Consider the following 22,831-nt stretch of genomic DNA (forward strand, 5'->3'; position numbering starts at 1 on the left):
ACGGGACGCGTCGCATAGCATCGAGGACATGAGCGACGCGTTCGTCCTCGAGACCGGACTCACCTTCGACGACGTGCTGCTCCTGCCCGGGGAGACCGACGTCGTCCCGAGCGAGGTGGACACGACCACCCGGCTCACCCGCGAGGTCTCCCTCCGAGCGCCCCTCGTCTCCGCCGCGATGGACACCGTCACCGAGGCGCGGATGGCGATCGCGATGGCCCGCGAAGGTGGCATCGGTGTCTTGCACCGCAACTTGTCGATCGCCGACCAGGCCTATCAGGTCGACCTGGTCAAGCGAACGCAGACCGGCATCATCTCCAACCCGGTGACGATCGGGCCGAAGGCGACCCTTGACGAGCTGGACGAGACGTGCGGGCGCTACCGGGTCTCCGGTCTCCCGGTCGTCGACGACGACCAGGTCCTGCTGGGCATCATCACCAACCGTGACCTGCGCTTCGTGCCGGTGGCCGAGTGGGGGACCACCTACGTCGGCGACGTCATGACCAAGGCGCCGCTCGTGACCGGCCCGGTCGGCCTCAGCCGCGAGGAGGCGACCGTCCTGCTGCGCCGGCACAAGCTGGAGCGGTTGCCGCTGGTGGACGCCCAGGGCCGCCTCGGCGGGCTGATCACGGTCAAGGACTTCGTCCGCTCCGAGCAGTACCCCAACGCCTCCAAGGACGCCTCCGGCCGGCTCCTCGTCGCCGCCGCGGTCGGCTACTTCGGCGACGCGTGGGAGCGGGCCACCACCCTGGTCGAGGCCGGCGTCGACGTGCTGGTCCCCGACGTCGCCAACGGACACGCCCGGCTCATGTTGGACATGATCGGTCGGCTCAAGTCCGACCCCGCCACGCGCCACGTGCAGATCCTGGGCGGCAACATCGCGACGAGGGCAGGCGCGCAGGCGCTCGTCGACGCCGGCGTCGACGGCGTCAAGGTGGGTGTCGGGCCGGGCTCGATCTGCACGACCCGGGTGGTCGCCGGCGTCGGGGTACCCCAGGTCACCGCGATCCGCGAGGCCGCGCTGGCGTGCGGCCCGGCGGGCGTACCCGTCGTCGGCGACGGCGGCGTCCAGTACTCCGGTGACATCGCCAAGGCGCTGGTGGCGGGGGCGGACACGGTCATGCTGGGATCGCTGCTCGCCGGGTGCGAGGAGAGCCCGGGGGAGACCGTCCTGGTGGCCGGTCAGCAGTTCAAGGCCTACCGCGGCATGGGCTCGGTCGGCGCGATGGCCTCACGCGGCAAGAAGTCGTACTCGAAGGACCGCTACTTCCAGGCCGACGTGCCCAGCGACGACAAGATCGTGCCGGAGGGGGTCGAGGGGCAGGTTGCCTACCGCGGCCCGTTGTCCACCGTCGTCCACCAGCTCCTCGGCGGGCTGCACCAGTCGATGTTCTACGTCGGCGCGCACACCATCGCCGAGCTCAAGGAGCGCGGCCGCTTCATCCGGATCACTCCGGCGGGCCTCAAGGAGAGCCACCCGCACGACATCCTCATGACGGTCGAGGCGCCGAACTACCACGGTCGCTAGGGTCGCCGCGTGACCGAGATCGAGATCGGGCGCGGCAAGCGGGGGCGGCAGGCGTACGCCTTCGACGACATCGCGATCGTGCCAAGCCGGCGCACCCGGGACCCCCAGGAGGTCTCCATCGCCTGGCAGATCGACGCCTACCGCTTCGAGCTGCCACTGCTCGCGGCCCCCATGGACTCCGTCGTCTCGCCCGAGACAGCCATCGCCATCGGGCGGCTCGGCGGCGTCGGCGTGCTCAACCTCGAGGGACTGTGGACCCGCTACGAGGACCCGCTGCCGCTCTTCGAGGAGCTCGGGCAGACCACCGACTCGTCGGTGACCGCGCGCATGCAGGAGATGTACGCCGCGCCGATCCGCCCCGACCTGGTGGCCGAGCGCATCGCTCAGGTCCGGTCCGCGGGCGTGACCGCGGCCGCCTCGCTGTCGCCGGGGCGTACCGCCCAGCTGTGGAAGACCGTCGTCGACGCCGGCGTCGACCTGTTCGTCATCCGTGGCACGACCGTGTCGGCCGAGCACGTCTCCGCCCACACCGAGCCGTTGAACCTCAAGCAGTTCATCTACGAGCTCGACGTCCCGGTCGTCGTGGGCGGCTGCGCCACGTACACCGCGGCCCTGCACCTCATGCGCACTGGCGCTGCCGGCGTGCTCGTCGGGTTCGGTGGCGGCGCCGCGCACACCACGCGTGACGTCCTGGGCGTCCGGGTCCCCATGGCCTCGGCGGTCGCCGACGTGGCGGCCGCCCGCCGCGACTACATGGATGAGAGCGGCGGGCGCTACGTCCACGTCATCGCCGACGGCGGCGTCGGCCGTTCCGGCGACATCGCCAAGGCGGTCGCCTGCGGAGCCGACGCGGTGATGATGGGCTCCCCCCTCGCCCGCGCGTCGGAGTCGCCGGGACGCGGCTGGCACTGGGGCTCCGAGGCGCACCACCCGTCGCTGCCCCGGGGCGAGCGCGTGCAGGTCGGCACGATCGGCTCGCTCGAGGAGATCCTGCTCGGACCGTCACGGCGCGCCGACGGCTCGATGAACCTCTTCGGAGCCCTGCGCCGCGCGATGGCGACGACCGGTTACAGCGACCTCAAGGAGTTCCAGCGCGTCGAGGTCACCGTCTCCGGCGCCCTGCGCTGAGCCGCCCGTCAGTCAGATAGCGGTCGTAGCGGGTGGGCCCCCGACCGGCGGGCCGGCGGCGGCTGGGCCGAGGTAACGGCTGGAGTCGAGCCCCAGGATGAGCAGGAAGATCCAGCTGAGCAGGACCAGGCCCACGGTGAATCCGGCCCCGTGGCCGAAGCTGCGGGCGAGGTCGTAGGCCACGATGATCCAGATGATGAGGCTGACGAGAGGGATGAAGAACAGGATCAGCCACCATCCTGGGCGGCCCACCACCTTGAGGGTGATGTAGATGTTGTAGATCGGGATCAGCGCCGCCCACCCGGGCTGGTCGGCCTTGCGGAAGACCAGCAGCAGCGGGAGCACCGCGATGACGTACACCGCGACGACGAGGATCAGTCCGACGAGTCCGCTCACGACGAGCCTCCCAACTCTTCGGCGCGATTCTCACAGACAGAGTGGGTCCATCCAGCCGAGGCGCGCCGCGGCGGCCGCCGGTCAGTCCGCGTCCTGCCAGGAGTGCCAGAGGGCGGCGTACGGACCGTCGGAGGCGACCAGCTCCTCGTGCGAGCCGTACTCGGTGACCCGGCCGCCCTCGACCACCGCGACGACGTCGGCGTCGTGCGCGGTGTGCAGCCGGTGGGCGATCGCGACGACGGTACGGCCGTCCAGCACGGCGCCCAGGGAGCGTTCCAGGTGCCGTGCGGCGCGCGGGTCGAGCAGCGACGTCGCCTCGTCGAGCACCAGGGTGTGCGGGTCCGCGAGGACGAGTCTCGCCAGTGCGATCTGCTGCGCCTGCGCCGGCGTCAGCTTCCACGCTCCTGCCCCCACCCGCGTGTCCAGTCCCTCGGGGAGCTCGCGGACCCAGCCGGCGGCGTCGACCGCCTCAAGCGCGGCGAAGACCTCCTCGTCGGTCGCGTCGGGCTTGGCCAGCCGCACGTTGTCGCGCATGCTGCCCACGAAGACATGGTGCTCCTGGGTCACCAGCGCCACGTGCCGCCGGACCTTCTCCGCCGGCATCCGCGCGAGTGCGACCCCGCCCATCGTCACGTGCCCGGTGCGCGGGCCGTGGATGCCGGCGAGCAACCGGCCCAGGGTGGACTTGCCGGCGCCGGAGGGCCCGACGACCGCCACCCGCGAGCCGGGTTCGACGTCGAGGTCGACGCCGTGCAGGACGTCGCGCTCGCCGCGGTAGGCGAAGCGCACGTTGCGGGCCTCGATCGCGTCACCGGCCGGCTCCTGGGAGGCGTCGACCTCGGGGTCGGGCACCTCGTGGATGCCCAGCAGCCGGGCGAGTGAGGCCTGGCCGGTCTGCAGCTCGTCGAACCACATGAGCAGCAGGTCGACCGGCTCGATGAGCATCTGGGTGTAGAGCACGGCGGCGGTCATCTGCGCGAGGGAGACGTGCCCGCCGATGTAGAGCAGTCCGCCGGCGAGCAGCACGACCGCGATCGGCAGGACGTAGGCCGCCTCGACGCTGGGGAACCACACCGAGCGCAGACCCAGGGTGTAGGTCTCCCACGACACCCAGCGGCGGACGCGGTCGTCGGTACGCCGTACCCGCCGATCACCCAGGCGGAACGCCTCGATCGTTCGCCCCGAGTCCACGGTCTCGGCGAGCGAGGCGTTGACCGAGGCGTAGGCGGCGAGCTCGGCGTAGTACGCCTGGGGCGCGCGGCGGAAGTACCAGCGGCTCGCGAGCAGGATCGGCGGCACCGCCACCAGCCAGGCGGCGGCGAGCACGGGGGCGGTGAGCAGCAGCGCCGCCAGGATGAGGACCGCCGTCACGGCCGCGATCACCATCTCGGGTACGGCCTGCCGGACGGCCCAGGACAGGCGGTCGACGTCGGTCGTGGCCCTGGTGACCAGGTCACCGGTCCCGGCGCGCTCGACCGCGCCCAGCGGCAGGGCCACCGCGCGCCCGAGGAACTCCTCGCGCAGGTCGGCGAGGATCCACTCCCCGAGGATCGCCCCCCGCATCCGGGCGAGGCGGGTGAACACGGTCTGGACGGCGACCGCCACGACGAACAGCAGCGCCAGCTGGTTGATGCGGCTGGAGGTGATGGTGGAGTCGCGAACGCCCTCGACCACGTCGCCCAGGACGCGCGGTCCGACGAGGGCCGCGAGCGCGGCCACCCCGTTGAGCAGGGCGACCTTGACGAAGCCCGAACGGTGGGCGTTGATGAGCGCGAGGGCGTGGCGGCGTACGACGGGCGGCGCCGCCACCGGCAGCGTCGTCGCCGAATCGCCGACCAGCTCCTCGACTCCGGCCGGGGCTCTCACGACTCCTCCTCGGAGCGCAGCACGACGCGCCGGTACGCCGGCTCGCCGTGCAGCAGCTCGCGATGCGTCCCGCTGGCCGCGACCCGACCGTCGACGAGCAGGCTGACGTCGTCGACCCGGTCCAGCAGCAACGGCGAGGTCGTCGTGACGACCGTCGTCCGTCCGCGCCGCAGCGCCACGAGCCGCTCCGCGATCCTCGCCTCGGTGTGCGCGTCGACGGCCGAGGTCGGCTCGTCGAGCAGCAGCACGTCGGGGTCGGCGTACAGGGAGCGGGCCAGCGCCACCCGTTGCCGTTGGCCCCCCGAGAGACTCCGGCCGCGCTCGGGCAGCTCGGTGTCCAACCCCTGGGGCAGGGAGTCCACGATGTCATCGGCATCGGCTGCGCCGAGCGCATCAGCCAGCGGCACCGCTCCGGCTCCGGGCACGTCGAGGTTCTCGCGCAACGTCCCGGCGAGCAGCGCGGGGTCCTTGTCCTGGACCAGAACGTGCTCCCGGACACGGGGGGTGGGGACGTCGGTGAGACTCACCCGACCGAGGCTCACCTCTCCCGGCAGGTAGCGGCCCAGCCGGTCGACGAGGGCGCTGGCATCGTGCGGCTCGGCGCTGACGACGGCGCTCATCCGCCCCGGCCGGGCACGAAAGCCCGACGCGGCGTCCACGAGCTCGCCCCCGCGCGCTGCGGACGACGACAGCTCGACGCCGTCCGACGGCTCGGGCAGGGATCGCTCGAGGAGGAGCAGGGCGATGGTCCGTGCCGCCGCCACCCGCGCCGACGTCCAGCGCTGCGCGGTCTCGGTGATGGTGCGGAGCGGCAGCACGAGGAAGGCCGTGTAGCCGTAGAACGCGACGAGCGCGCCGACGGAGAGCTTGCCCTCCAGGGCGAGGTGAGCGCCGAGCCAGGTGACCGCGACGACGAAGATCCCCGGCAGGGCGACCTGCAGGGCGTCGAGCAGCGAGCGAACCTTGGCGCTGCGCACCGCGGCGCGTCGTACCTCGTCCGAGGCGGTGTGGAAGCGCTCGACGAACAGCTCCTCACCCCCGATGCCGCGCAGGACCCGCAGCCCGGCGACGGTGTCGGCGGCGATCGCGGTCGCCTCCCCGAAGCGGGCCCGCTGCGCGCGCTCGCGCCGCTCCAGGGGGCGGATCAGCGGCGTGACGCCGAGGGCCACCACGGGGACGCCCACGACGACCACCGCCCCGAGGGTCGGTTCCTTGACCAGAAGCACGACGGCGACGGTCAGGAACGACACGACGGCCCCCGCGAAGCGGCAGCACACGTCCATGGCCGAGCCGATGCGCTCCACGTCGTTCGCGGTGACCGCGACGACCTCCCCGGTGGCGACCTGGCGGGGCAGGTCCGCCCCGAGGTGGGCGGCGCGGCGGGCGACAAGCTGCTGGATCCGGCTGGCGGCGTAGATCCAGTTCGAGACCGCCATCCGGTGCCGCAGGATGCCGGCGGCCGCCTGGGTCGCGCCGAGCGCCAGCACGAGCAGCGACCACTCGGCCAGCTGGGTCCTGTCGTGGCTCGATGCGGCGTTCACGCCACCGCCGAGGGCGGCCGGCACGGCCGCCTGCGCCAGCATCCACACCGAGCCCCAGAGGACGCCCAGGCCGAGGACGCGACGCTGCTGCCAGGCGAGCCAGCGCAGGAGCGCGGTCGGCGAGGACAGGTCCGGTGTGCCCGGGTCGTCCACGGGGAGACGGTCGAGGGCACGCATGGCGTACCTCAGGCTACGTGCGCGGACCCCGCCGACGGAAACCGATTTGACCGGCGGTTGACCGGCCGGCGCCTTGGTCCGCAAGGCTGTTGGCAGCGCGCGGATACCCTGGCACCGTGAGCCTCACGCCGCGTCCGGTCCTGGTCGTCGACTTCGGCGCGCAGTACGCCCAGCTCATCGCGCGGCGCGTCCGCGAGGCTCACGTGTACAGCGAGATCGTGCCCTCGACGATGCCGCTCGATGCCCTGCTGGCGAAGCGGCCGGTCGCGCTGATCCTCTCCGGGGGGCCCTCGTCGGTCTACGCGGCGGGCGCCCCGCAGGTGGACGCCGCGCTGTTCGACGCCGGCGTCCCGGTGTTCGGGATCTGCTACGGCTTCCAAGCGATGGCCCAGGCCCTCGGCGGAGCGGTCGAGCGCACCGGGCTCTCGGAGTTCGGGCGCACCCCGCTGCACGTCACCGACCCCGGTTCGCGCGTGCTGGCCGGTCTCCCCGAGCTGGTATCGGTGTGGATGTCGCACGGCGACGCCGTGGTGGCGGCCCCGGCTGGGTTCGCGGTGACCGCGTCGTCGGCCGGCGCCGCGGTCGCGGCGTTCGAGGACCTCGGTCGCGGTCTGGCCGGGGTGCAGTTCCACCCGGAGGTCGCCCACACCGAGGGTGGCCAGCGGGTGCTGGAGCACTTCCTGTACGACGTGGCGGGGCTGGAGCCGTCATGGACCACCGCGTCGATCGTCGAGGAGCAGGTGCAGGCGGTCGCCGCCCAGGTGGGCGGGAAGCGCGTCATCTGCGGGCTCTCCGGCGGCGTCGACTCGGCGGTGGCCGCGGCGCTGGTCCAGCGCGCGGTGGGTGACCAGCTCACCTGCGTGTTCGTGGACCACGGGCTGCTGCGCAAGGGCGAGGCGGAGCAGGTGGAGCGCGACTTCGTCGCCGCGACGGGTGTCTCCCTCACGGTGGTCGACGCCTCTGAGACCTTCCTGTCCGCGCTCGCCGGGGTCGCCGACCCCGAGCAGAAGCGCAAGATCATCGGACGGGAGTTCATCCGCGCCTTCGAGGGTGCGGCGCGCGCGGTGGTCGCCGACGCCGGGGCGCACGGCGAGAGCGTGGACTTCCTCGTCCAGGGGACGCTCTACCCCGACGTCGTGGAGTCCGGCGGCGGCAGCGGGACGGCCAACATCAAGAGCCATCACAACGTGGGCGGGCTGCCCGACGACCTGCAGTTCGCCCTGGTCGAGCCGCTCCGCACGCTGTTCAAGGACGAGGTGCGCGCCGTCGGGCGCGAGCTCGGTCTGCCCCCGGAGATCGTCGGGCGCCAGCCGTTCCCGGGGCCGGGCCTGGCCATCCGCATCGTCGGCGAGGTGACCCGGGAGCGGCTCGACATCCTGCGCGAGGCGGACGCGATCACCCGCGAGGAGCTGAGCGCGGCCGGGCTGGACGAGCAGATCTGGCAGTGCCCGGTGGTGCTGCTGGCCGACGTCCGCTCCGTCGGGGTGCAGGGCGACGGGAGGACGTACGGCCATCCGGTCGTGCTGCGGCCGGTCTCCTCGGAGGACGCGATGACCGCCGACTTCTCTCGCGTCCCCTACGACGTGCTCGCCCGGATCTCCACGCGCATCACCAACGAGGTGCGCGCCGTCAACCGCGTCGTCCTCGACGTCACGAGCAAGCCGCCCGGCACCATCGAGTGGGAGTGATCCATCGGCGCTGGTGGGTGGTCCGGCGGTACGGGCGTCGCGGCGTCCGATACGTCTGACCGCTCGCCGGGGGTCAACCTGTCGGCTCCACGCGCCGATGGACGGGCATGGACCAAGGTCTGGCCACCGCCGCGCCCGCCGAGGACCCGGGGGCGAAGCGCCCTGCGGGCCGTCGCGCCCTCGGCTTGCTGGTCCGCTGGCGCTTTGCGGTGCTGACCGCCTGGACGCTCGCCTGCGGCTACCTCGTCTTCCGCCCGCAGACGCTGTCGACCGACTGGTGGGTCTTCGAGTACGGCTCCCGCATGCTCTCCGGACTCAAGACCTCGCACTACACCCCGATCGAGGGCGGTCCGCTGCACCTCTACACGTGGTTCCCGCGCCTGCAGATCGGGCCGCCGCCGCTGCTCGCCGCCGTGCCGACCCAGCTCCTGCCCCCGCAGCAGGGCAAGATCGTCGCCGCGGTCGTCATGTGCGGTCTCGGGGTGTGGGCCCTGTGGCTGATCGAGCGGATCGCCGGCTTGGTCGGGGTGGCGGCGGACCGGGTCAGCCGGATGACGCTGTGGGGCGGGCTGCTCGTGCTCCCCGCCTGGGCGGTGCTCGCGACCTACTGGATGCACCTCGACGACGCCATCGCACTGACCTTCACCCTGTGGGCCACCGGCTTCGTGCTGCGCGGCCGGTGGTGGGCGGCGGCGCTGCTGCTCGGGATCGCCGCGGCGGGCAAGCCGTGGGCGGTGGCCTTCTGGTTCCTGCTCCTGCTCCTACCCAGGGCGCGACGCTCCCACGCGGCGCTGCTCGCGATGGCGAGCGCCGCGGTGTGGTGGGTGCCGTTCGTCGTCGCCGATCCGACGACGTTTCGCGCCACCGGGAACGTCGTGTACATCACCACCGCCGACTCCACCGCGCGGCTGTTGGGGTTCGCGCGCACCGACGGCGGCCTGCGCGCCTTCCAGCTGCTCACGATGATCTTCGTCGGGTGGCTGGTGGTCCGCTACGGCCGTTGGCCGGCGATCGTGCTGGCGGTCGTCGCGACCCGCATGCTGACCGACCCGCAGACCTGGTCGTACTACACGGTCGGTCTCGTCCTCGGGGCCTTCCTGGTCGACGTCGTGGCGACCCGCTGGCGCTGGCCGTGGCTCACCACGCTGACGGCAGCGTTCCTCCTCGTGCAGAGCGTGGCGGACGTCAAGGCCCTCTCGCCCGTGACGGCGCTGACGCAAGGCCTGTGCTTGCTTCGTCTCGCCCTGCTGCTCCCGATCATCGTGCTGTTCGCGTGGCCGAGCCGCTCGCAGCCGTTCGGGCAGCCGCTCCCGGCTGCGGCGGCCGAGCCAGAGGGTGCAGACCCGGACGTGCCCGACGGGGCTACGTCGGGGGAGCCGGCAGTGGTCGAGTCCGCTGCTGGGACCGAGCTGACCGACTCCCTGGCCTGAGCCGGCCCGACACCAGAGACGACGAACGCCAGGCGCCCAGACCGGGCCGCCGGGCGGCCCGGCAGACTGTGGTCCGTGACGTCCTCGCCGCGCCGGGTGCTGGTCACGGGCGGCTCAGGGGGGATCGGGGCGGCGGTGTGCCGTGCCTTCGCCGACCGCGGTGACGTGGTGGCCGTGCACTGCGGTGCCGGCCGAGCCGCCGCCGAGGACGTGCTCGCCTCGCTCCCTGGCCAGGGCCACGTCGTCGTCCAGGCGGACCTGCGCGACCCCGCGGCCGTACGCCGCATGGTGGACGCGGCGGCCTTGGCCATGGGTGGGCTCGACGTCCTCGTCAACAACGCCGGCGTGTTCGTGCCGCACCACATCGACGAGGTCGACTACGAGCAGTGGCAGGCCTCGTGGCGCGACGTCGTAGGGGTCAACCTCGTCGGCGCGGCCAACGTCACCTGGTGCGCTGTTCGTCACCTGCCTCGGGACGGCACCGGTCGCATCGTCAACGTCTCGTCGCGGGGCGCCTTCCGTGGGGAGCCGCGCAGCCCGGCCTACGGCGCCAGCAAGGCCGGTCTGGTCGCGCTGGGCCAGTCCCTCGCGAGAGCCCTGGGCCCGATGGGGATTGCGGTGACCACCGTCGCGCCCAGCTTCGTGGCGACCGCCATGGCCGCCGACGCGCTCGCCGGGGACGGCGCCCTCCGGCGCGCCGCCGAGAGCCCCTTGGACCGGATCGGCACCGCTGAGGAGGTGGCAGCCGCCGTCGTCTACCTCGCCTCAGGCGCGGCCCAGTGGGCCAGCGGAGCGGTGCTCGACCTCAACGGGGCGTCGTACCTGCGGATGTGAACCCGCGCGCACGCGCGTCGAGCCTCACGGCGTCGACACGACCAGGAAGCTCTCGGCGAGGTGCCCCTCCGGTAAACCGGCGGCGGTGGCGTTCGCCACGCCCCACTGCCGGAGTCGGGCCTCCAGACCCTCGCCCATATGAGCGGTCTGCGAGACATGGCAACGCAGGGCCTCGAGCTTGGCCGCGAAGGTCTCGGTGATGTCGACGTAATGGTCCGGGCTCGGGCCACCCATCACCCAGACCTCGGGCACGCGCCAGGCCTCGAGCCCCTCCTCGGACAGGTGGGGGTGCGCGAAGGGGTTCCGCGCGTCGGGGTACACGGCGAAGATGGCCGCTTCCCCGGCCGCCAGGTGGTCCGGGTGGGAGGCGCCGATGCGCTGCCAGTTGCGCTCCGGGGACTGCTGCAGGACCCGCTGCGGGCGGACCTCTCGGATGACCCGCGACAGGTCGCTGCGCAGCTGCTGCGTCACCGTGAGCCGGCCATCGGGATAGCCGAGGAAGCGGACGTCGTGCACGCCGACCGCGGCGGCCGCCGCCGTCTGCTCGGCCCGGCGGATTCCTGGGATGTGCGCACGGGGCACGTCGGGGTCGAAGCCGCCGGCGTCCCCGTCGGTGATCACGCAGTACGTCACCTCGATGCCGATCCTGGTCCAGGACGCGATGGTCCCGGCGGCACCGAAGTCGACGTCGTCGGGGTGGGCAGTGACCACGAGGGCCCGTTCGATCGAGGCGTCGTCGAGCACCGGCATCCTTCCAGGCAGGGCGCGGTCAGGTTCTGGCCGCGGTCGTCGAACCGGGGGCAGCGCCAGCGGACGGGTGACATGGTAGGCAGGTGCTGCAGGCCCGGGCGGCCGGTGCCGATCATCACCCCATGCGCACCGTGGCTCCTCGCGCGTCGCGACGGTGCTCGCTCACGCTGCTGTTCGGCGTGCTCACCGTGCTGGGCGTGCTGCTGCAGCCGCTTGGGGTCCCGGGCGCCCTGGCCTCGCCGAAGCCTCCGGTCCCGGCTCCAATCACGCTCCCGGCCGCGATCGAGCCGCTGCCGACCTACCAGCCGCCGGTCGCGTGCGACCCCGTGGCCAAGGCCGGCCCCAAGCGGCTCGAGGCCCTGCTCGCGGCGACGTACGGATCGACCGCGTTCGGGATCACCCGCCCCTGCTCGGGGACCCCCACCTCCGAGCACCAGGAGGGCCGTGCGCTGGACTGGATGCTCGCCGCGCCGACGACCAAGGCGGACATCAACGCCTTCCTCAGCTGGCTGCTCGCCAAGGACGCCCAGGGGCACGCCGTCGCGATGGCCCGCCGGATGGGGATCATGTACGTCATCTGGCAGAACCGGATGTTCCGCGTCTACCAGCCGTCGGCGGGCTGGCAGCCCTATCTCGACTGCGCCAAGCATCCGCAAGCGGCCTACGACACCACCTGCCACCGCGACCACGCGCACTTCTCCTTCACCTGGGACGGAGCCCGGGCGCGCACGTCGTACTGGTCGGGCCGCGCGGTCACCGTGCCGGACTGCCCCGAGGCGACCGGGCAGCCCGTTGCGACCACGGTCTCGGCCAAGGGCCTGCAGTTCCTGCCGCTGCCCGCGACGACGCTGTTGGACACGCGCACCGGCAAGGACGCCTGCCGGCTCTCCCAGGACGAGTACGTCGGCGAGGGCCGGCGCCTCGACGTCACCGTGGCCGGCGTCGGCGGGGTGCCCGCCGGCGCGAAGGCGGTGCTGCTGCGGGTGTACGCGACCAGCCCCAACGCGTCTGGCGACCTGCGCGTGCAGCCCGCCGGTGCGCCCTCCTGGGCCAGCGACGCGCTCACGCTGACCGCCGGTGTCACGGGGACCAACGTGATCACCGTCCCGGTCGGGGCCGGGGGCGCCGTGTCGCTCACCCTCAGCACGGGCCAGGCCGCGATCGCGGTCGAGGTGCTCGGGGCGTTCGTCCCGGCCGACGCGACGCTGCTGCACCCCGTGGTGCCGAGCACCGTCCTGGAGGCCACGGTGCAGCCCTCGTCCGTGACGCCGCTCTCCCGCGCCCAGCTCGGCGTCCCCGCCGACGCGAGCGCCGTCGCCCTCTCGGTCGCGGTGTCCGGCGGCAGCGTCGCGGGCGGGGTCCGCGTGTACGGCGCCCACGACCCGCTCCCCGCCGCCGCCATGGCGGCCCCCACGGCGACGACCGGGCGCACCGCGACGGCGGCCGACGTGGTCGCGCTCGGCCCTGGGCTCCCCGACGACCCGGCGGTCCTCGTCCGCAGCGCCTCCGGCACCAGGGCCGTCCAGGTCGTCCTCACCGGGTGGTACGCCCCCGCGTCGGTCGCCGGCGGGGCGCTGTTCACGGCGGTGAAGCCGGCCACGCTGGTCAACTCCGCGAGCGGTGTCGGGCTCAAGGCGGCTCTCGCGGCGGGACGTTCGGCGACCCTGCGGCTGATCGGGCACGGCGTGCCGTCCGCGGCCGTCGCGGTCGTGGCCCAGGCCCGGCTGGCCTCCAGCGCCCGTACCCAAGCAGTGGTCTGGCCGGCCGGCACCGAGCCGGACGCGTGGGTGCTCGCCGCGGAGGCCAAGCGGGTGACCACGACCCAGCTCACGACCGCCCTCAGCTCCGCGGGCGCGGCGAGGATGGCAGCGGATGCGGGGGCGACCGCGGTCCGGCTGGTCGCGGTCGGTGCCTGGGTCCCGGCCGCGGGTTAGCGTGGTGGCAACGGGGGAGGTCGGCTCGACGAAGGGGATCATGAGCACGACGCGGTCGGTCCGGGGTGCCGCGTTGGCGGTCGCCCTCGTTGCCGTCGTGGCGGGTACGCCGCGGGCGGCGGCCAACCCCACGCCGCCCTCGCCCCCCGCGCCGCCCCCTCCGGTCACGGCGGTGACGACGTCGGGCGACGCCTCGGGCAGCGTCCGTCTGTCCGTGGTCACCCGGGCCGGTGCCGACCCGTTCCAGGTGCGCCGTGAGTCGCTCGGCGTGGCCGGGGCGCTTGGGGTCTCGTCGCGGACCGACGGGCAGCCCTACGACCGCTACTTCACCCTGGTGGTGCCCCGTGCCGACGTCGCGGCGACGACAGCGGGGCTGCGCCTCGACCCGGCAGTCGCCTCCGTCGAGCCGGTGCACCCGATGTCGCTGCTCGACGCGCCCTCGGACGCCCTCTTCAGCCAGCAGGAGCCCTATCTGAGCGCCATCGACGTCCCTAGGGCGTGGACCGTGACGCACGGATCGGCCGCCGTACGGGTCGCCGTCATCGACAGCGGCGTCAACACCTCCCACCCCGATCTCGCGGGCAAAGTGGTCGCGCGGTACAACGCGGTGACCGGCGGCACCAACGTCACCGACAAGGTCGGCCACGGCACGATGGTCGCCTCGATCATCGCCGCCGACACCGACAACGGGGCGGGCATCGCCGGGGTCGGGTGGCGCACCGAGCTGATGGCGGTGCGCGTGGCCGACAGCGCGGGTGCCATCGACGACGCCGACGTCGCGGTCGGGGTCAGCTGGGCGGTCCGGCACGGCGCCAAGGTCATCAATCTGAGCCTCGGCGGGCCGGCGGTGGGGACCGCACTGCGGACCGCGATCGCGGACGCGGTCGCCTCCGGCGTCGTCGTCGTAGCAGCGGCGGGCAACGACGGCACCACCAAGCGGTTCTACCCCGCCGCCCTGCCGGGCGTGATCGCGGTCGGCGCGACCACCCACGACGGCAAGGCGCGGGCGTCGTTCTCCGAGCACGGGAGCTGGGTCGACGTGGCGGCGCCGGGCGTCGGCATCCTCGGGGCCGCCCGAACCGGATCGGGGTACGACTCCGGTGACGGCACCTCCTTCGCCGCCCCTCTCGTCTCCGGCGTCGCGGCGCTGATCCGAGCATCCCGGCCGACGCTGAGCGTCGCCGGCGTGGGCAACGCGCTGCGGACGACCGCCTCGAAGGACGCGCACGGCTTCGCCCACGGCGACGTCGACGCCTATCGCGCCCTCGGCTACCACCTGGTGCTGCCGGGCCCGACCGTCACCTCGCCGACCCCCGGTGCGACCGTCGGCGGGGACGCCAACGTCCAGGTGGACGTCCCTTCTGGCGACCACGTCCGCGCCTGGCTGGTGGGGCGCCCGGGGACGAAGGCCGCGGCAGTCTCTGCCGCTTCCGCCGCTCTCACCCTGCCCGCCTGGGGGTCCGCCGGGTCGCGCACGCTGCGGGTCGTCGCGTGCCGGCAGACCCTGTGCTCCAGCACGGGCACCGACGTCCCGGTCACCGTCGACTACCCGGCGCCGGTGCTGACCGCGCCGTCCGACGGTGACCACGAGACCGCCACCTGGACGGTCTCCGCCACCTCGTCCGCGCCGGCCGTCCGGTTCCTGGCCGACGCCTCGACGGTGCTCGCGACGGACACCACCGCGCCGTTCAGCGCGTCGATCCCGGTGGGCAGGCTGCCCTCGGGCAGCCACGTGATCACCGCGGTGGCGTGCGACGCGGCTGGGACCACCTGCGACTCCTCGCCCGCCAGCTCCTCGGCGACGGTGAGCGTCGCGCACCTGACGCCGACCGTCACGTCGCTGACCCCTCGGGTGATCTCACCCAACGCCGACGGGACGCGCGACCGCACAACGCTCACCTACTCCCTGGACGAGGCCTCCGACGTCACTGTCAGCGTCGTTGGCCCGCGTGCGACGACGATCCACACGTGGTCGCTCGGGCAGCTCGGACCGGGCCGGCACCGGTGGATCTGGGACGGCACCGACGGGACCGGGACCGTCGTCGCCTCCGCCAGCTACGTGATCCGGCTCGACACCAGCAGCGTGAGCGGGGAGGCTCGGACGGGGACGGCGTCGGCGTCGGTCCGCGTCGACCTGGTGCGTCCGTCGCTGACCTCGGTCGCGACGACGTACGCCACCGTCTACCCGCACCACGACGGGTTCCGCGACTCCACCGTCTTGTCAGCGCGGCTGTCGGAGTCGGCGTCCGTGCTCATGGAGGTGCGCAACGCCGCGGGGGCTCGCGTCTGGTCAGCGACGGTGTCGCGGACCGGGCCTGGTGCGGTGCGGGCGACGTGGAGCGGCCGGTCCTCGGGCGGTCACGCCCTGCCCGCCGGCGCCTATCGCTTCACTCTGCGCGCGACCGACCTCGCGGGCAACACCACCACGACCCCAGCGCACGAGGTGACCGTGTCGCTGCGGGCGGCGGCGGTCCGCCACTGGAGCGAGACGATCAGCGCGCAGAGCGCCGGGGGCGGGGGCTATCAGTCCTCGGACGACGCGAGCTACGCCGAGGTGTACCCGCCCTTCGGCAGCGGTGCCCTGCGGCTGCACGCCTCGCCCTCCGGCGCGGTGCGCACGGTGAACCGGCTCGGGCTGCCGGCGGCGGCGGAGTACCGCTCGCTGCGGTTGTCCGCGTACGGCCGCGGGGTGGGCGGCGGGACCGCGGAGCTCGCCTTCCTCGACGACGCGGGGGATGAGGTCGGGGTCACCCACCTCCCCGCGTCCACGGGCAACCATTCGGGGACCGCGGTGCGGGCCACGCCCGCCGTGCTGGACGGGCACCGGGCCCGGTGGGAGCTGCTCGTCGAGGACGGCGACACCTACGACGTGCGCGACTTCACGATCACGCTCACCTACGTCGTGCTCGTCTGAGGGGGTCGGGCCGCGCACCTAGACTGGCTCGACGATGAGCACCCTCTTCGACGAGCAGCCGACGGGGCTCCCGAAACCTCCCCCACGCGCCGGCCGTCGCAGCGACCCGCAGGCGCTGCTGGAGGGGCTGAACCCCCAGCAGCGGGCGGCGGTGGTCCACGAGGGCTCCCCGCTGCTGATCATCGCGGGAGCGGGCTCGGGCAAGACGCGCGTGCTGACCCACCGGGTGGCGTACCTGCTGGCTGCCCGCCACGTCCAGCCGGGCCAGGTCCTCGCCATCACCTTCACCAACAAGGCCGCGGCCGAGATGAAGGAGCGTGTCGCCGACCTCGTCGGCGGGCGCGCGAAGGTGATGTGGGTCTCGACGTTCCACTCCGCGTGCGTGCGGATCCTTCGCGCGGAGGCCAGGCGGCTCGGGCACACCTCGTCCTTCAGCATCTACGACGCGGCGGACTCCCAGCGGCTCATGACACAGGTCGTGCGCGAGCTGGACCTCGACCCCAAGCGGTTCAACCCGCGCGCGTTCAGCGCGCAGGTGAGCACCCTCAAGAACGAGCTGGTCGACGAGGAGACCTTCGCCGCGCGGGCGGCCAACCACCTGGAACGCACCCTCGCGGAGGCGTACACGCGCTACCAGCGGCGGCTGCGCGAGGCGAACGCCTTCGACTTCGACGACCTCATCGGCGAGACCGTGCACCTCCTGCGCGCCTACCCGGACGTGGCCGAGCACTACCGGCGGCGCTTCCGTCACGTCCTCGTCGACGAGTACCAGGACACCAACCACGCGCAGTACGCCCTCGTGCGCGAGCTGGTGCAGCCGGTGGGCGACCTGCCCGCGCCCGAGCTGTGCGTCGTGGGCGACGCCGACCAGTCGATCTATGCCTTCCGGGGCGCCACGATCCGCAACATCATCGACTTCGAGGAGGACTACCCGGACGCCGAGACGATCCTCCTCGAGCAGAACTACCGCTCGACGCAGGTCATCCTCAACGCCGCCAACGCCGTCATCTCACGCAACCCCAACCGCAAGGAGAAGCGGCTGTGGACCGAGGCCGGCCAGGGTTCGCCGATCACGGGGTATGTCGCGGACAACGAGCACGACGAGGCGGCGTACGTCGCCCGCACCATCGACTCCCTCCACGACGCGGGCACCGCCCGGCCCTGCGACGTGGCGGTCTTCTACCGGACCAACGCGCAGTCCCGGGTGTTCGAGGAGGTGTTCATCCGGGTGGGTCTGCCCTACCGCGTCGTCGGCGGCGTGCGCTTCTACGAGCGGCGGGAGGTGCGAGACGCGCTGGCCTACCTGCGGCTGCTGGCGAACCCCGACGACTCGGTATCGATGCGCCGGATCCTCAACACCCCGCGTCGCGGCATCGGCGACCGGGCCGAGGCGATGCTGGAGGCGCTGGCCGAACGGGAGCGGATCCCCTTCCCCCAGGCGGTGGCGCGCGCCGCGCAGGCGTACGGCCTGAACCCCCGGTCCCTGGCCGCGATCGAGGGTTTCAACCGGATGCTGGCCGACCTGCGGACGCTGGTCGAGGCGGGGCTCGGTCCGGCGACGGTGCTGGAGGCCGTGTACGAGCAGACCGGGCTGGTCACCGCCCTGCAGGACAGCGACGACCCGCAGGACGAGACCCGCGTGGAGAACCTCCGCGAGCTCGAGGCCGTCGCGAGGGAGTTCGAGGAGAGCGACCCCGAGGGCAGCCTCGCCGACTTCCTGGAGCGCGTCTCCCTCGTCGCGGACAGCGACGAGATCCCCGACGCCGACGAGCACGGCGGCGTGGTCACCCTGATGACGCTGCACACCGCCAAGGGCCTGGAGTTCCCGGTGGTCTTCCTCACCGGCCTCGAGGACGGCGTGTTCCCGCACCTGCGCTCCCTCGGCGACGAGCGGGAGCTCGAGGAGGAGCGGCGCCTGGCCTACGTCGGCATCACGCGGGCGCGCCAGCACCTCTACCTCAGCCGCGCCCTCGTGCGCTCGGCGTGGGGGCAGCCGTCCTGGAATCCCGCGTCGCGCTTCCTCGAGGAGATCCCGCACGACCTGGTCAGCTGGGAGCGCGAGGAGCCGGCGGCCGGGGCGCGAGGAACGTCCGCGCCTTCGCTCGCGCAGGTCGCCGCGCGGCCCACCTCGCGCTCGCCGGGCAACCGGGAGGTCGTGGCGCTCGATCCCGGGGACCGGGTGAGCCACGACACCTTCGGCCTGGGCACCGTCGTCGGGGTCGACGGCGTCGGCGAGCGGGCGGTGGCCACCGTGGACTTCGGCTCCTACGGCCAGAAGCGCCTGCTGCTTCGCTACGCCCCCGTCGAGAAGCTCTGACCGGGGGATCCGCGGACGCTAGGGTCGCTCGAGTGCGCCCGCTGGTGCTCCTCTGCGCCTCACCGCGCTCACGCGAGGACCTCTTCGACCCCATGGCGTGGGCGGTGTTGACCGAGGAGTTCGAGGTCGTCGAGTACACCCTGCCGGCCGACGCGTCCTTCGACGAGGTGCTCCCGCGAGCCTTCGCCGTCGTCGGGCAACCGCGGCTGACGGCCCAGCGCCTGCAGCGGGCGGAGAGCCTGCGGGTCATCGCCAACGTCGAGGGCAACTTCTTGCCGAACGTCGACTACGACGCCGCCTTGTCCCGCGGCATCCACGTGCTGTCCTGCGGGCCGGCGTACGCGCAACCGGTCGCCGAGTACGCGCTCGCCCTCGCCCTCGACCTCGGTCGCGGGATCACCCGCGCGGACCGGGACTTCCGGGCCGGCGTCGAGCGGTACACCGTCGACGGCAACGCCGACTCGATCCTGCTCCGCCACGCCGACGTCGGACTGCTGGGGTTCGGCGGCATCGCTCGCGCGCTGCTCCCGCTGCTGCGGCCCTTCGCACCCCGGCTCCGGGCGTACGACCCCTGGCTGCCCGACGGGCTGCTCCGCGAGGCCGAGGTCGAGCCGGTCCCCCTGGAGGAGCTCCTGCGGCGCAGCACGTACGTGTTCGTCCTCGCGACCGTGACCGAGCAGAGCACCCACCTGCTCGACGCCGCGCGGCTCGACCTGCTGCCGCCGCGAGCCCGGCTGGTGGTCGTCAGCCGGGCGGCGATCGTCGACTTCACGGCGCTGTACGAGCGGGTGCGCGCCGGACGGCTCCTCGCGGCGGTCGACGTGTGGCCGCAGGAGCCGGTGGCGCTGGACGACGAGGCTCGTTCCCTCGACGGGATGGTGCTGTCGGCGCACCGCGCGGGCGGCATCGCCTCCGCGTTCCGTTTGATCGGCGACATGGTGCTGGACGACCTGCGCCTGGTGGCGTCGGGGCTGCCGCCGGTTCGCCTGCAGCGCGCGGAGCGGGAGCTGGTCCGCCGCTACCGCAACCGGCCGGTCGAGGCCTAGCTCCTCGGGACGAGGCTCAGGACGACGGTGCCGCGCGGGGCCTGGCCCGGGGCGGCAGCTGTGGCGCGCGGGCCGGCGCGCGCGGCGTCTCCGCCGGCGGGGCCGCGGGACGGGGGGACAGCTCAGCCAGCGTGCTCACGAGCTCGCGCACGACACGCCCGTCGACGAGCAGGGAGGAGTGGCCGACGCCGCGGACCAGGACGTTCTTGGCCTCGAGGTCCGGGTGCTCCAGCCGCGCCGACGCGCGGGGAACGACGATCGGGTCGTGGTCGGACCAGAAGCAGACGAACCGCGTGCGAATCCCGGGAGCGGGCTGCGCCAGCTCCTTGATGATGTCGCTGCCCGGCCGCAGGCTGCGCAGCAGCGGGTGCGGGACGAGGCGCGCGGGAAGGGTGCCGCCGTGCGGTGAGCCCAGGGTCACCACCGTGTGCACCCGCTTGTCGCCGCCGAGCCGCTGGACGTAGTAGCGGGCCACGATCCCGCCCAGCGAGTGCCCGATCAGGTGCACCTGCTCAGCGCCCCGTTCCTCGCACACCTGCTCGACATAGGTCCCCAGCTCCTCGGCGACGGCCCGCAGGTCGGTCGCCAGGACGCCGTACTCGAAGTTGTGGACGTGGCGGAAGCCACGGCGCCGCAAGGCCCGGCGGAGCAGGGTGAAGATCGAGCGGTTGTCCACGATGCCGTGCACCAGCACGATCGGGGTGCCCGCCGCCTCGACGTCGGACACGTACAGGCTGCGCTGGACCAGGGACAACCCCGAGACCGACAGCGGGGGAGCCTCCATGCTCGCGCGCTCGCGACGTGTGTTGAGCGGGTAGAGCAGCACGTGGGCACCGAGCCAGGCCGCCTCGACGACCGTGCTGCGCACAGCGGTCGCGACGTCCGCGGACATGACGGCCCGGGGTACGGCCACCGGGAGCGTGACGGCGCCCGTCACCGCGTCCAGGACCCTGCCGCGTACCCGCATGTTCACCCGGCCTTCCCACGTCGTACGTCACAACGGTGCCACATCGATGTGTCGTCATGATGGAGGTGCCCCTGGAGACCCGTCAGCATCATCGGGCGCGAAACCGTTGCCCGCACGGCATGATCGGCTCATGGAGCTCAGCGACGCCCTCGACTTCCTGCGCCCGCGCCACCACGGGGTCCTCGTGACCCTCAAGCGCGACGGCCGGCCCCAGCTGTCCAACATCGCCTTCGCCGTCGGCGACGACGACCTCGTGCGGGTATCGGTGACCGACTCCCGCGCCAAGACCGCGAACGCTCGCCGCGACCCACGGGTGTCCCTGCACGCGGCGTCCCAGGACTTCTGGTCCTACGTCGTGCTCGAAGGCGAGGCCGAGCTGGCTCCGGTCGCGGTCGAGCCGCACGACGCGACGGTCGACGAGCTCATCGAGCTGTATCGGGCGGTGTCGGGGGAGCACCCCGACTGGGAGGACTACCGCCGCGCCATGGTGGCCGACCGCCGGCTGGTGCTGCGGATCCGCCCCGTCCGGGCATACGGACAGCTGCCTGGCGCCTGATCCGGGGCGCGCGCCGCGGGGTTAGTCTGCTGACGTGGAGCCGATCCGCGTAGTGATCGCGAAGCCGGGCCTCGACGGCCACGACCGGGGTGCCAAGGTGGTGGCCCGCGCCCTGCGCGACTCCGGCGTCGAGGTGGTCTACACCGGGCTGCACCAGACACCCGAGCAGATCGTCGCGACCGCGATCGAGGAGGACGCCGACGCGGTCGGGCTGAGCATCCTCTCGGGCGCGCACCTCACGTTGTTCGCCCGCGTCCTCGAGCTGCTGCGCGAGCACGATGCGACGGACATCGTCGTCTTCGGCGGCGGCATCATCCCGGAGGAGGACATCCCCGAGCTCCAGGCCATGGGAGTCGCGGCCGTGTTCACCCCGGGCACGTCGACGCAGACGATCGTCGACTGGGTCCGCGACCACGTGGCCGCGCCTACCGGCTGACCCGGCGCCGCGTTCACCAATACCTGCACCGCTACCTGCACTGGGGACGGCAGGGGGCGCGGATCCGCTGGGCCAGCAGGGGCCTAGGCTGCCTCGCATCCACGTGACGAGGCGGAGGCCGCGGATGGACCTGTTCGAGTTCCAGGCCAAGGAGCTGTTCGCGGCCCATGGCGTCCCGGTGCTCCCCGGGGTGGTCGTCTCGACCCCGGAGGCCGCGCGCGAGGCGGCCGAGGCCCTCGGCACCGCTGTCGTCGTCAAGGCGCAGGTCAAGACCGGCGGACGCGGCAAGGCCGGTGGCGTCAAGTTCGCGGCCACTCCCGAGGAGGCCGAGCAGCGGGCGCGCGACATCCTGGGCATGGACATCAAGGGCCACACCGTGCGCCGAGTCCTGGTCACCGAGGCGAGCGACATCGCCGAGGAGTACTACGTCTCGTTCCTCCTCGATCGGGCCAACCGCAGCTACCTGTCGATGGCCTCCCGCGAGGGCGGGATGGAGATCGAGCAGCTGGCGGTCGAACGGCCCGATGCCCTCGCCATGGTCCCCATCGACGCGCGCTCCGGCGTCGACCACGCCAAGGCCCGCGCCATCGCCGCCGAGGGTCGTTTCGCCGACGACGTCCTCGACCAGGTCGTGGGGATCCTCGAGCAGCTGTGGACGGTCTTCAAGGACGAGGACGCGACGCTGGTCGAGGTCAACCCGCTGGTGCGTACGCCCGACGGGCGGGTGCTGGCCCTGGACGGCAAGGTCACCCTCGACGACAACGCCGGCTTCCGCCACGCCGACCACGACCGCTTCGCCGACGTCGAGGGCACCGACCCCCTCGAGCTGCGCGCCAAGGAGCGGCACCTCAACTACGTCAAACTCTCCGGCGAGGTCGGGATCATCGGCAACGGCGCGGGCCTGGTCATGAGCACCCTCGACGTCGTCGCCTACGCGGGCGCCGACGTCGGGGGGATCACCCCGGCGAACTTCCTCGACATCGGCGGGGGCGCCTCGGCGGAGGTGATGGCGGCCGGCCTCGACATCGTCCTCAACGACCCCGATGTGCGCGCCGTCCTCGTCAACGTCTTCGGCGGGATCACCGCCTGCGACGCGGTGGCCAACGGCATCGTGTCCGCCGTCGAGCTGCTGGCGGCCCAGGGCGAGAGCATCGACAAGCCCCTCGTCGTACGGCTCGACGGCAACAACGCGGAGAAGGGCCGGCAGATCCTCACCGAGGCCGCCCTGCCCAGAGTGGAGCTCGTCGACACGATGGACGGAGCCGCCCGCCGGGTGGCCGAGCTGGCCGCCTCGGCCGCCTGAGTCGGGACCTGGGGTCGGGA

17 protein-coding genes are annotated in these 22,831 nt (G+C 73.1%); 12 read left to right on the forward strand and 5 right to left on the reverse strand.

What is annotated here, in order from left to right:
* Positions 1–28 precede the first annotated feature (28 nt).
* Entirely contained in the window at positions 29–1,528 is a 1,500-nt protein-coding gene (guaB, locus tag VMI11_00090) for an IMP dehydrogenase (protein ID HTY70802.1), read from the forward strand.
* A gap of 9 nt (positions 1,529–1,537) precedes the next feature.
* Positions 1,538–2,656: a GuaB3 family IMP dehydrogenase-related protein gene (locus VMI11_00095; protein ID HTY70803.1), complete on the forward strand. Its 1,119-nt coding sequence runs from the start codon at positions 1,538–1,540 to the stop codon at positions 2,654–2,656.
* A 12-nt stretch (positions 2,657–2,668) separates the two neighbouring features.
* On the opposite strand, the gene VMI11_00100 is transcribed toward VMI11_00095, so the two are convergent.
* From VMI11_00100 to VMI11_00110, 3 genes are all read right to left on the reverse strand, one after another.
* Positions 2,669–3,052: a DUF5684 domain-containing protein gene (locus tag VMI11_00100; GenBank protein HTY70804.1), complete on the reverse strand. Its 384-nt coding sequence runs from the start codon at positions 3,050–3,052 to the stop codon at positions 2,669–2,671.
* Between the two features lie 81 nt (positions 3,053–3,133).
* On the reverse strand, positions 3,134–4,918 hold the full coding sequence (locus tag VMI11_00105; GenBank protein HTY70805.1) for an ABC transporter ATP-binding protein: 1,785 nt from the start codon (positions 4,916–4,918) through the stop codon (positions 3,134–3,136).
* The gene (locus VMI11_00110) at positions 4,915–6,636 is read right to left on the reverse strand and encodes an ABC transporter ATP-binding protein (protein HTY70806.1); all 1,722 of its coding nucleotides are present in this window, start codon (positions 6,634–6,636) and stop codon (positions 4,915–4,917) included. The genes VMI11_00105 and VMI11_00110 overlap by 4 nt, the downstream gene beginning before the upstream one ends.
* Positions 6,637–6,752: 116 nt before the next feature.
* Between VMI11_00110 and guaA the strand changes: the two genes are divergently transcribed.
* The 3 genes from guaA (at position 6,753) to VMI11_00125 (ending at position 10,588) form a co-directional block, all read left to right on the forward strand.
* A complete protein-coding gene (gene guaA / locus VMI11_00115; protein ID HTY70807.1) occupies positions 6,753–8,324 on the forward strand; it encodes a glutamine-hydrolyzing GMP synthase in 1,572 nt (523 codons plus the stop codon).
* A gap of 107 nt (positions 8,325–8,431) precedes the next feature.
* Positions 8,432–9,754, forward strand: a complete 1,323-nt coding sequence (locus VMI11_00120) for a hypothetical protein (GenBank protein ID HTY70808.1) — start codon at positions 8,432–8,434, stop codon at positions 9,752–9,754.
* Positions 9,755–9,829: 75 nt separating this feature from the next.
* Positions 9,830–10,588: an SDR family oxidoreductase gene (locus tag VMI11_00125; GenBank protein ID HTY70809.1), complete on the forward strand. Its 759-nt coding sequence runs from the start codon at positions 9,830–9,832 to the stop codon at positions 10,586–10,588.
* Positions 10,589–10,612: 24 nt separating this feature from the next.
* Here the strand turns inward: VMI11_00125 and VMI11_00130 are convergent, their stop codons facing one another.
* Positions 10,613–11,338, reverse strand: coding sequence for a PIG-L deacetylase family protein (locus VMI11_00130; GenBank protein HTY70810.1), 726 nt, complete (start codon positions 11,336–11,338; stop codon positions 10,613–10,615).
* Positions 11,339–11,460: 122 nt separating this feature from the next.
* Here VMI11_00130 and VMI11_00135 point away from each other — a divergent pair, with 122 nt between their 5' ends.
* The 4 genes from VMI11_00135 to VMI11_00150 are packed head-to-tail and all read left to right on the forward strand — an operon-like array spanning position 11,461 to position 19,549.
* Positions 11,461–13,272, forward strand: a complete 1,812-nt coding sequence (locus VMI11_00135; protein HTY70811.1) for a hypothetical protein — start codon at positions 11,461–11,463, stop codon at positions 13,270–13,272.
* Positions 13,273–13,312: 40 nt separating this feature from the next.
* Positions 13,313–16,186 carry a S8 family serine peptidase gene (locus VMI11_00140; protein HTY70812.1) on the forward strand — a complete coding sequence of 958 codons (2,874 nt, stop codon included), beginning with the start codon at positions 13,313–13,315 and terminating at the stop codon, positions 16,184–16,186.
* Positions 16,187–16,220: 34 nt separating this feature from the next.
* A complete protein-coding gene (pcrA, locus tag VMI11_00145) occupies positions 16,221–18,503 on the forward strand; it encodes a DNA helicase PcrA (protein ID HTY70813.1) in 2,283 nt (760 codons plus the stop codon).
* 32 nt (positions 18,504–18,535) lie between these two features.
* A complete protein-coding gene (locus VMI11_00150; protein ID HTY70814.1) occupies positions 18,536–19,549 on the forward strand; it encodes an NAD(P)-dependent oxidoreductase in 1,014 nt (337 codons plus the stop codon).
* 16 nt (positions 19,550–19,565) lie between these two features.
* Here the strand turns inward: VMI11_00150 and VMI11_00155 are convergent, their stop codons facing one another.
* Positions 19,566–20,516 (reverse strand): alpha/beta fold hydrolase, encoded by a 951-nt coding sequence (locus VMI11_00155; GenBank protein ID HTY70815.1) that lies wholly within the window; start codon positions 20,514–20,516, stop codon positions 19,566–19,568.
* A gap of 130 nt (positions 20,517–20,646) precedes the next feature.
* Between VMI11_00155 and VMI11_00160 the strand changes: the two genes are divergently transcribed.
* From VMI11_00160 to sucC, 3 genes are all read left to right on the forward strand, one after another.
* The gene (locus tag VMI11_00160) at positions 20,647–21,072 is read left to right on the forward strand and encodes a PPOX class F420-dependent oxidoreductase (protein HTY70816.1); all 426 of its coding nucleotides are present in this window, start codon (positions 20,647–20,649) and stop codon (positions 21,070–21,072) included.
* A gap of 34 nt (positions 21,073–21,106) precedes the next feature.
* A complete protein-coding gene (locus VMI11_00165) occupies positions 21,107–21,508 on the forward strand; it encodes a cobalamin B12-binding domain-containing protein (protein ID HTY70817.1) in 402 nt (133 codons plus the stop codon).
* A gap of 124 nt (positions 21,509–21,632) precedes the next feature.
* On the forward strand, positions 21,633–22,811 hold the full coding sequence (gene sucC / locus VMI11_00170) for an ADP-forming succinate--CoA ligase subunit beta (protein HTY70818.1): 1,179 nt from the start codon (positions 21,633–21,635) through the stop codon (positions 22,809–22,811).
* The last annotated feature ends 20 nt before the right edge of the window (positions 22,812–22,831 follow it).

The organism is Actinomycetes bacterium, from assembly GCA_035506535.1.
Classification (GTDB): Bacteria; Actinomycetota; Actinomycetes; order DATJPE01; family DATJPE01; genus DATJPE01.

Excerpts from the sequence above, each read along its gene's own strand:
- guaB (HTY70802.1), top strand. The coding sequence starts at position 29 with ATGAGCGACGCGTTCGTCCTCGAGACCGGACTCACCTTCGACGACGTG.
- VMI11_00110 (HTY70806.1), bottom strand. The coding sequence starts at position 6,636 with ATGCGTGCCCTCGACCGTCTCCCCGTGGACGACCCGGGCACACCGGAC.
- VMI11_00120 (HTY70808.1), top strand. The coding sequence starts at position 8,432 with ATGGACCAAGGTCTGGCCACCGCCGCGCCCGCCGAGGACCCGGGGGCG.
- VMI11_00130 (HTY70810.1), bottom strand. The coding sequence starts at position 11,338 with ATGCCGGTGCTCGACGACGCCTCGATCGAACGGGCCCTCGTGGTCACT.
- VMI11_00135 (HTY70811.1), top strand. The coding sequence starts at position 11,461 with ATGCGCACCGTGGCTCCTCGCGCGTCGCGACGGTGCTCGCTCACGCTG.
- VMI11_00140 (HTY70812.1), top strand. The coding sequence starts at position 13,313 with ATGAGCACGACGCGGTCGGTCCGGGGTGCCGCGTTGGCGGTCGCCCTC.
- pcrA (HTY70813.1), top strand. The coding sequence starts at position 16,221 with ATGAGCACCCTCTTCGACGAGCAGCCGACGGGGCTCCCGAAACCTCCC.
- VMI11_00155 (HTY70815.1), bottom strand. The coding sequence starts at position 20,516 with ATGCGGGTACGCGGCAGGGTCCTGGACGCGGTGACGGGCGCCGTCACG.
- VMI11_00160 (HTY70816.1), top strand. The coding sequence starts at position 20,647 with ATGGAGCTCAGCGACGCCCTCGACTTCCTGCGCCCGCGCCACCACGGG.
- sucC (HTY70818.1), top strand. The coding sequence starts at position 21,633 with ATGGACCTGTTCGAGTTCCAGGCCAAGGAGCTGTTCGCGGCCCATGGC.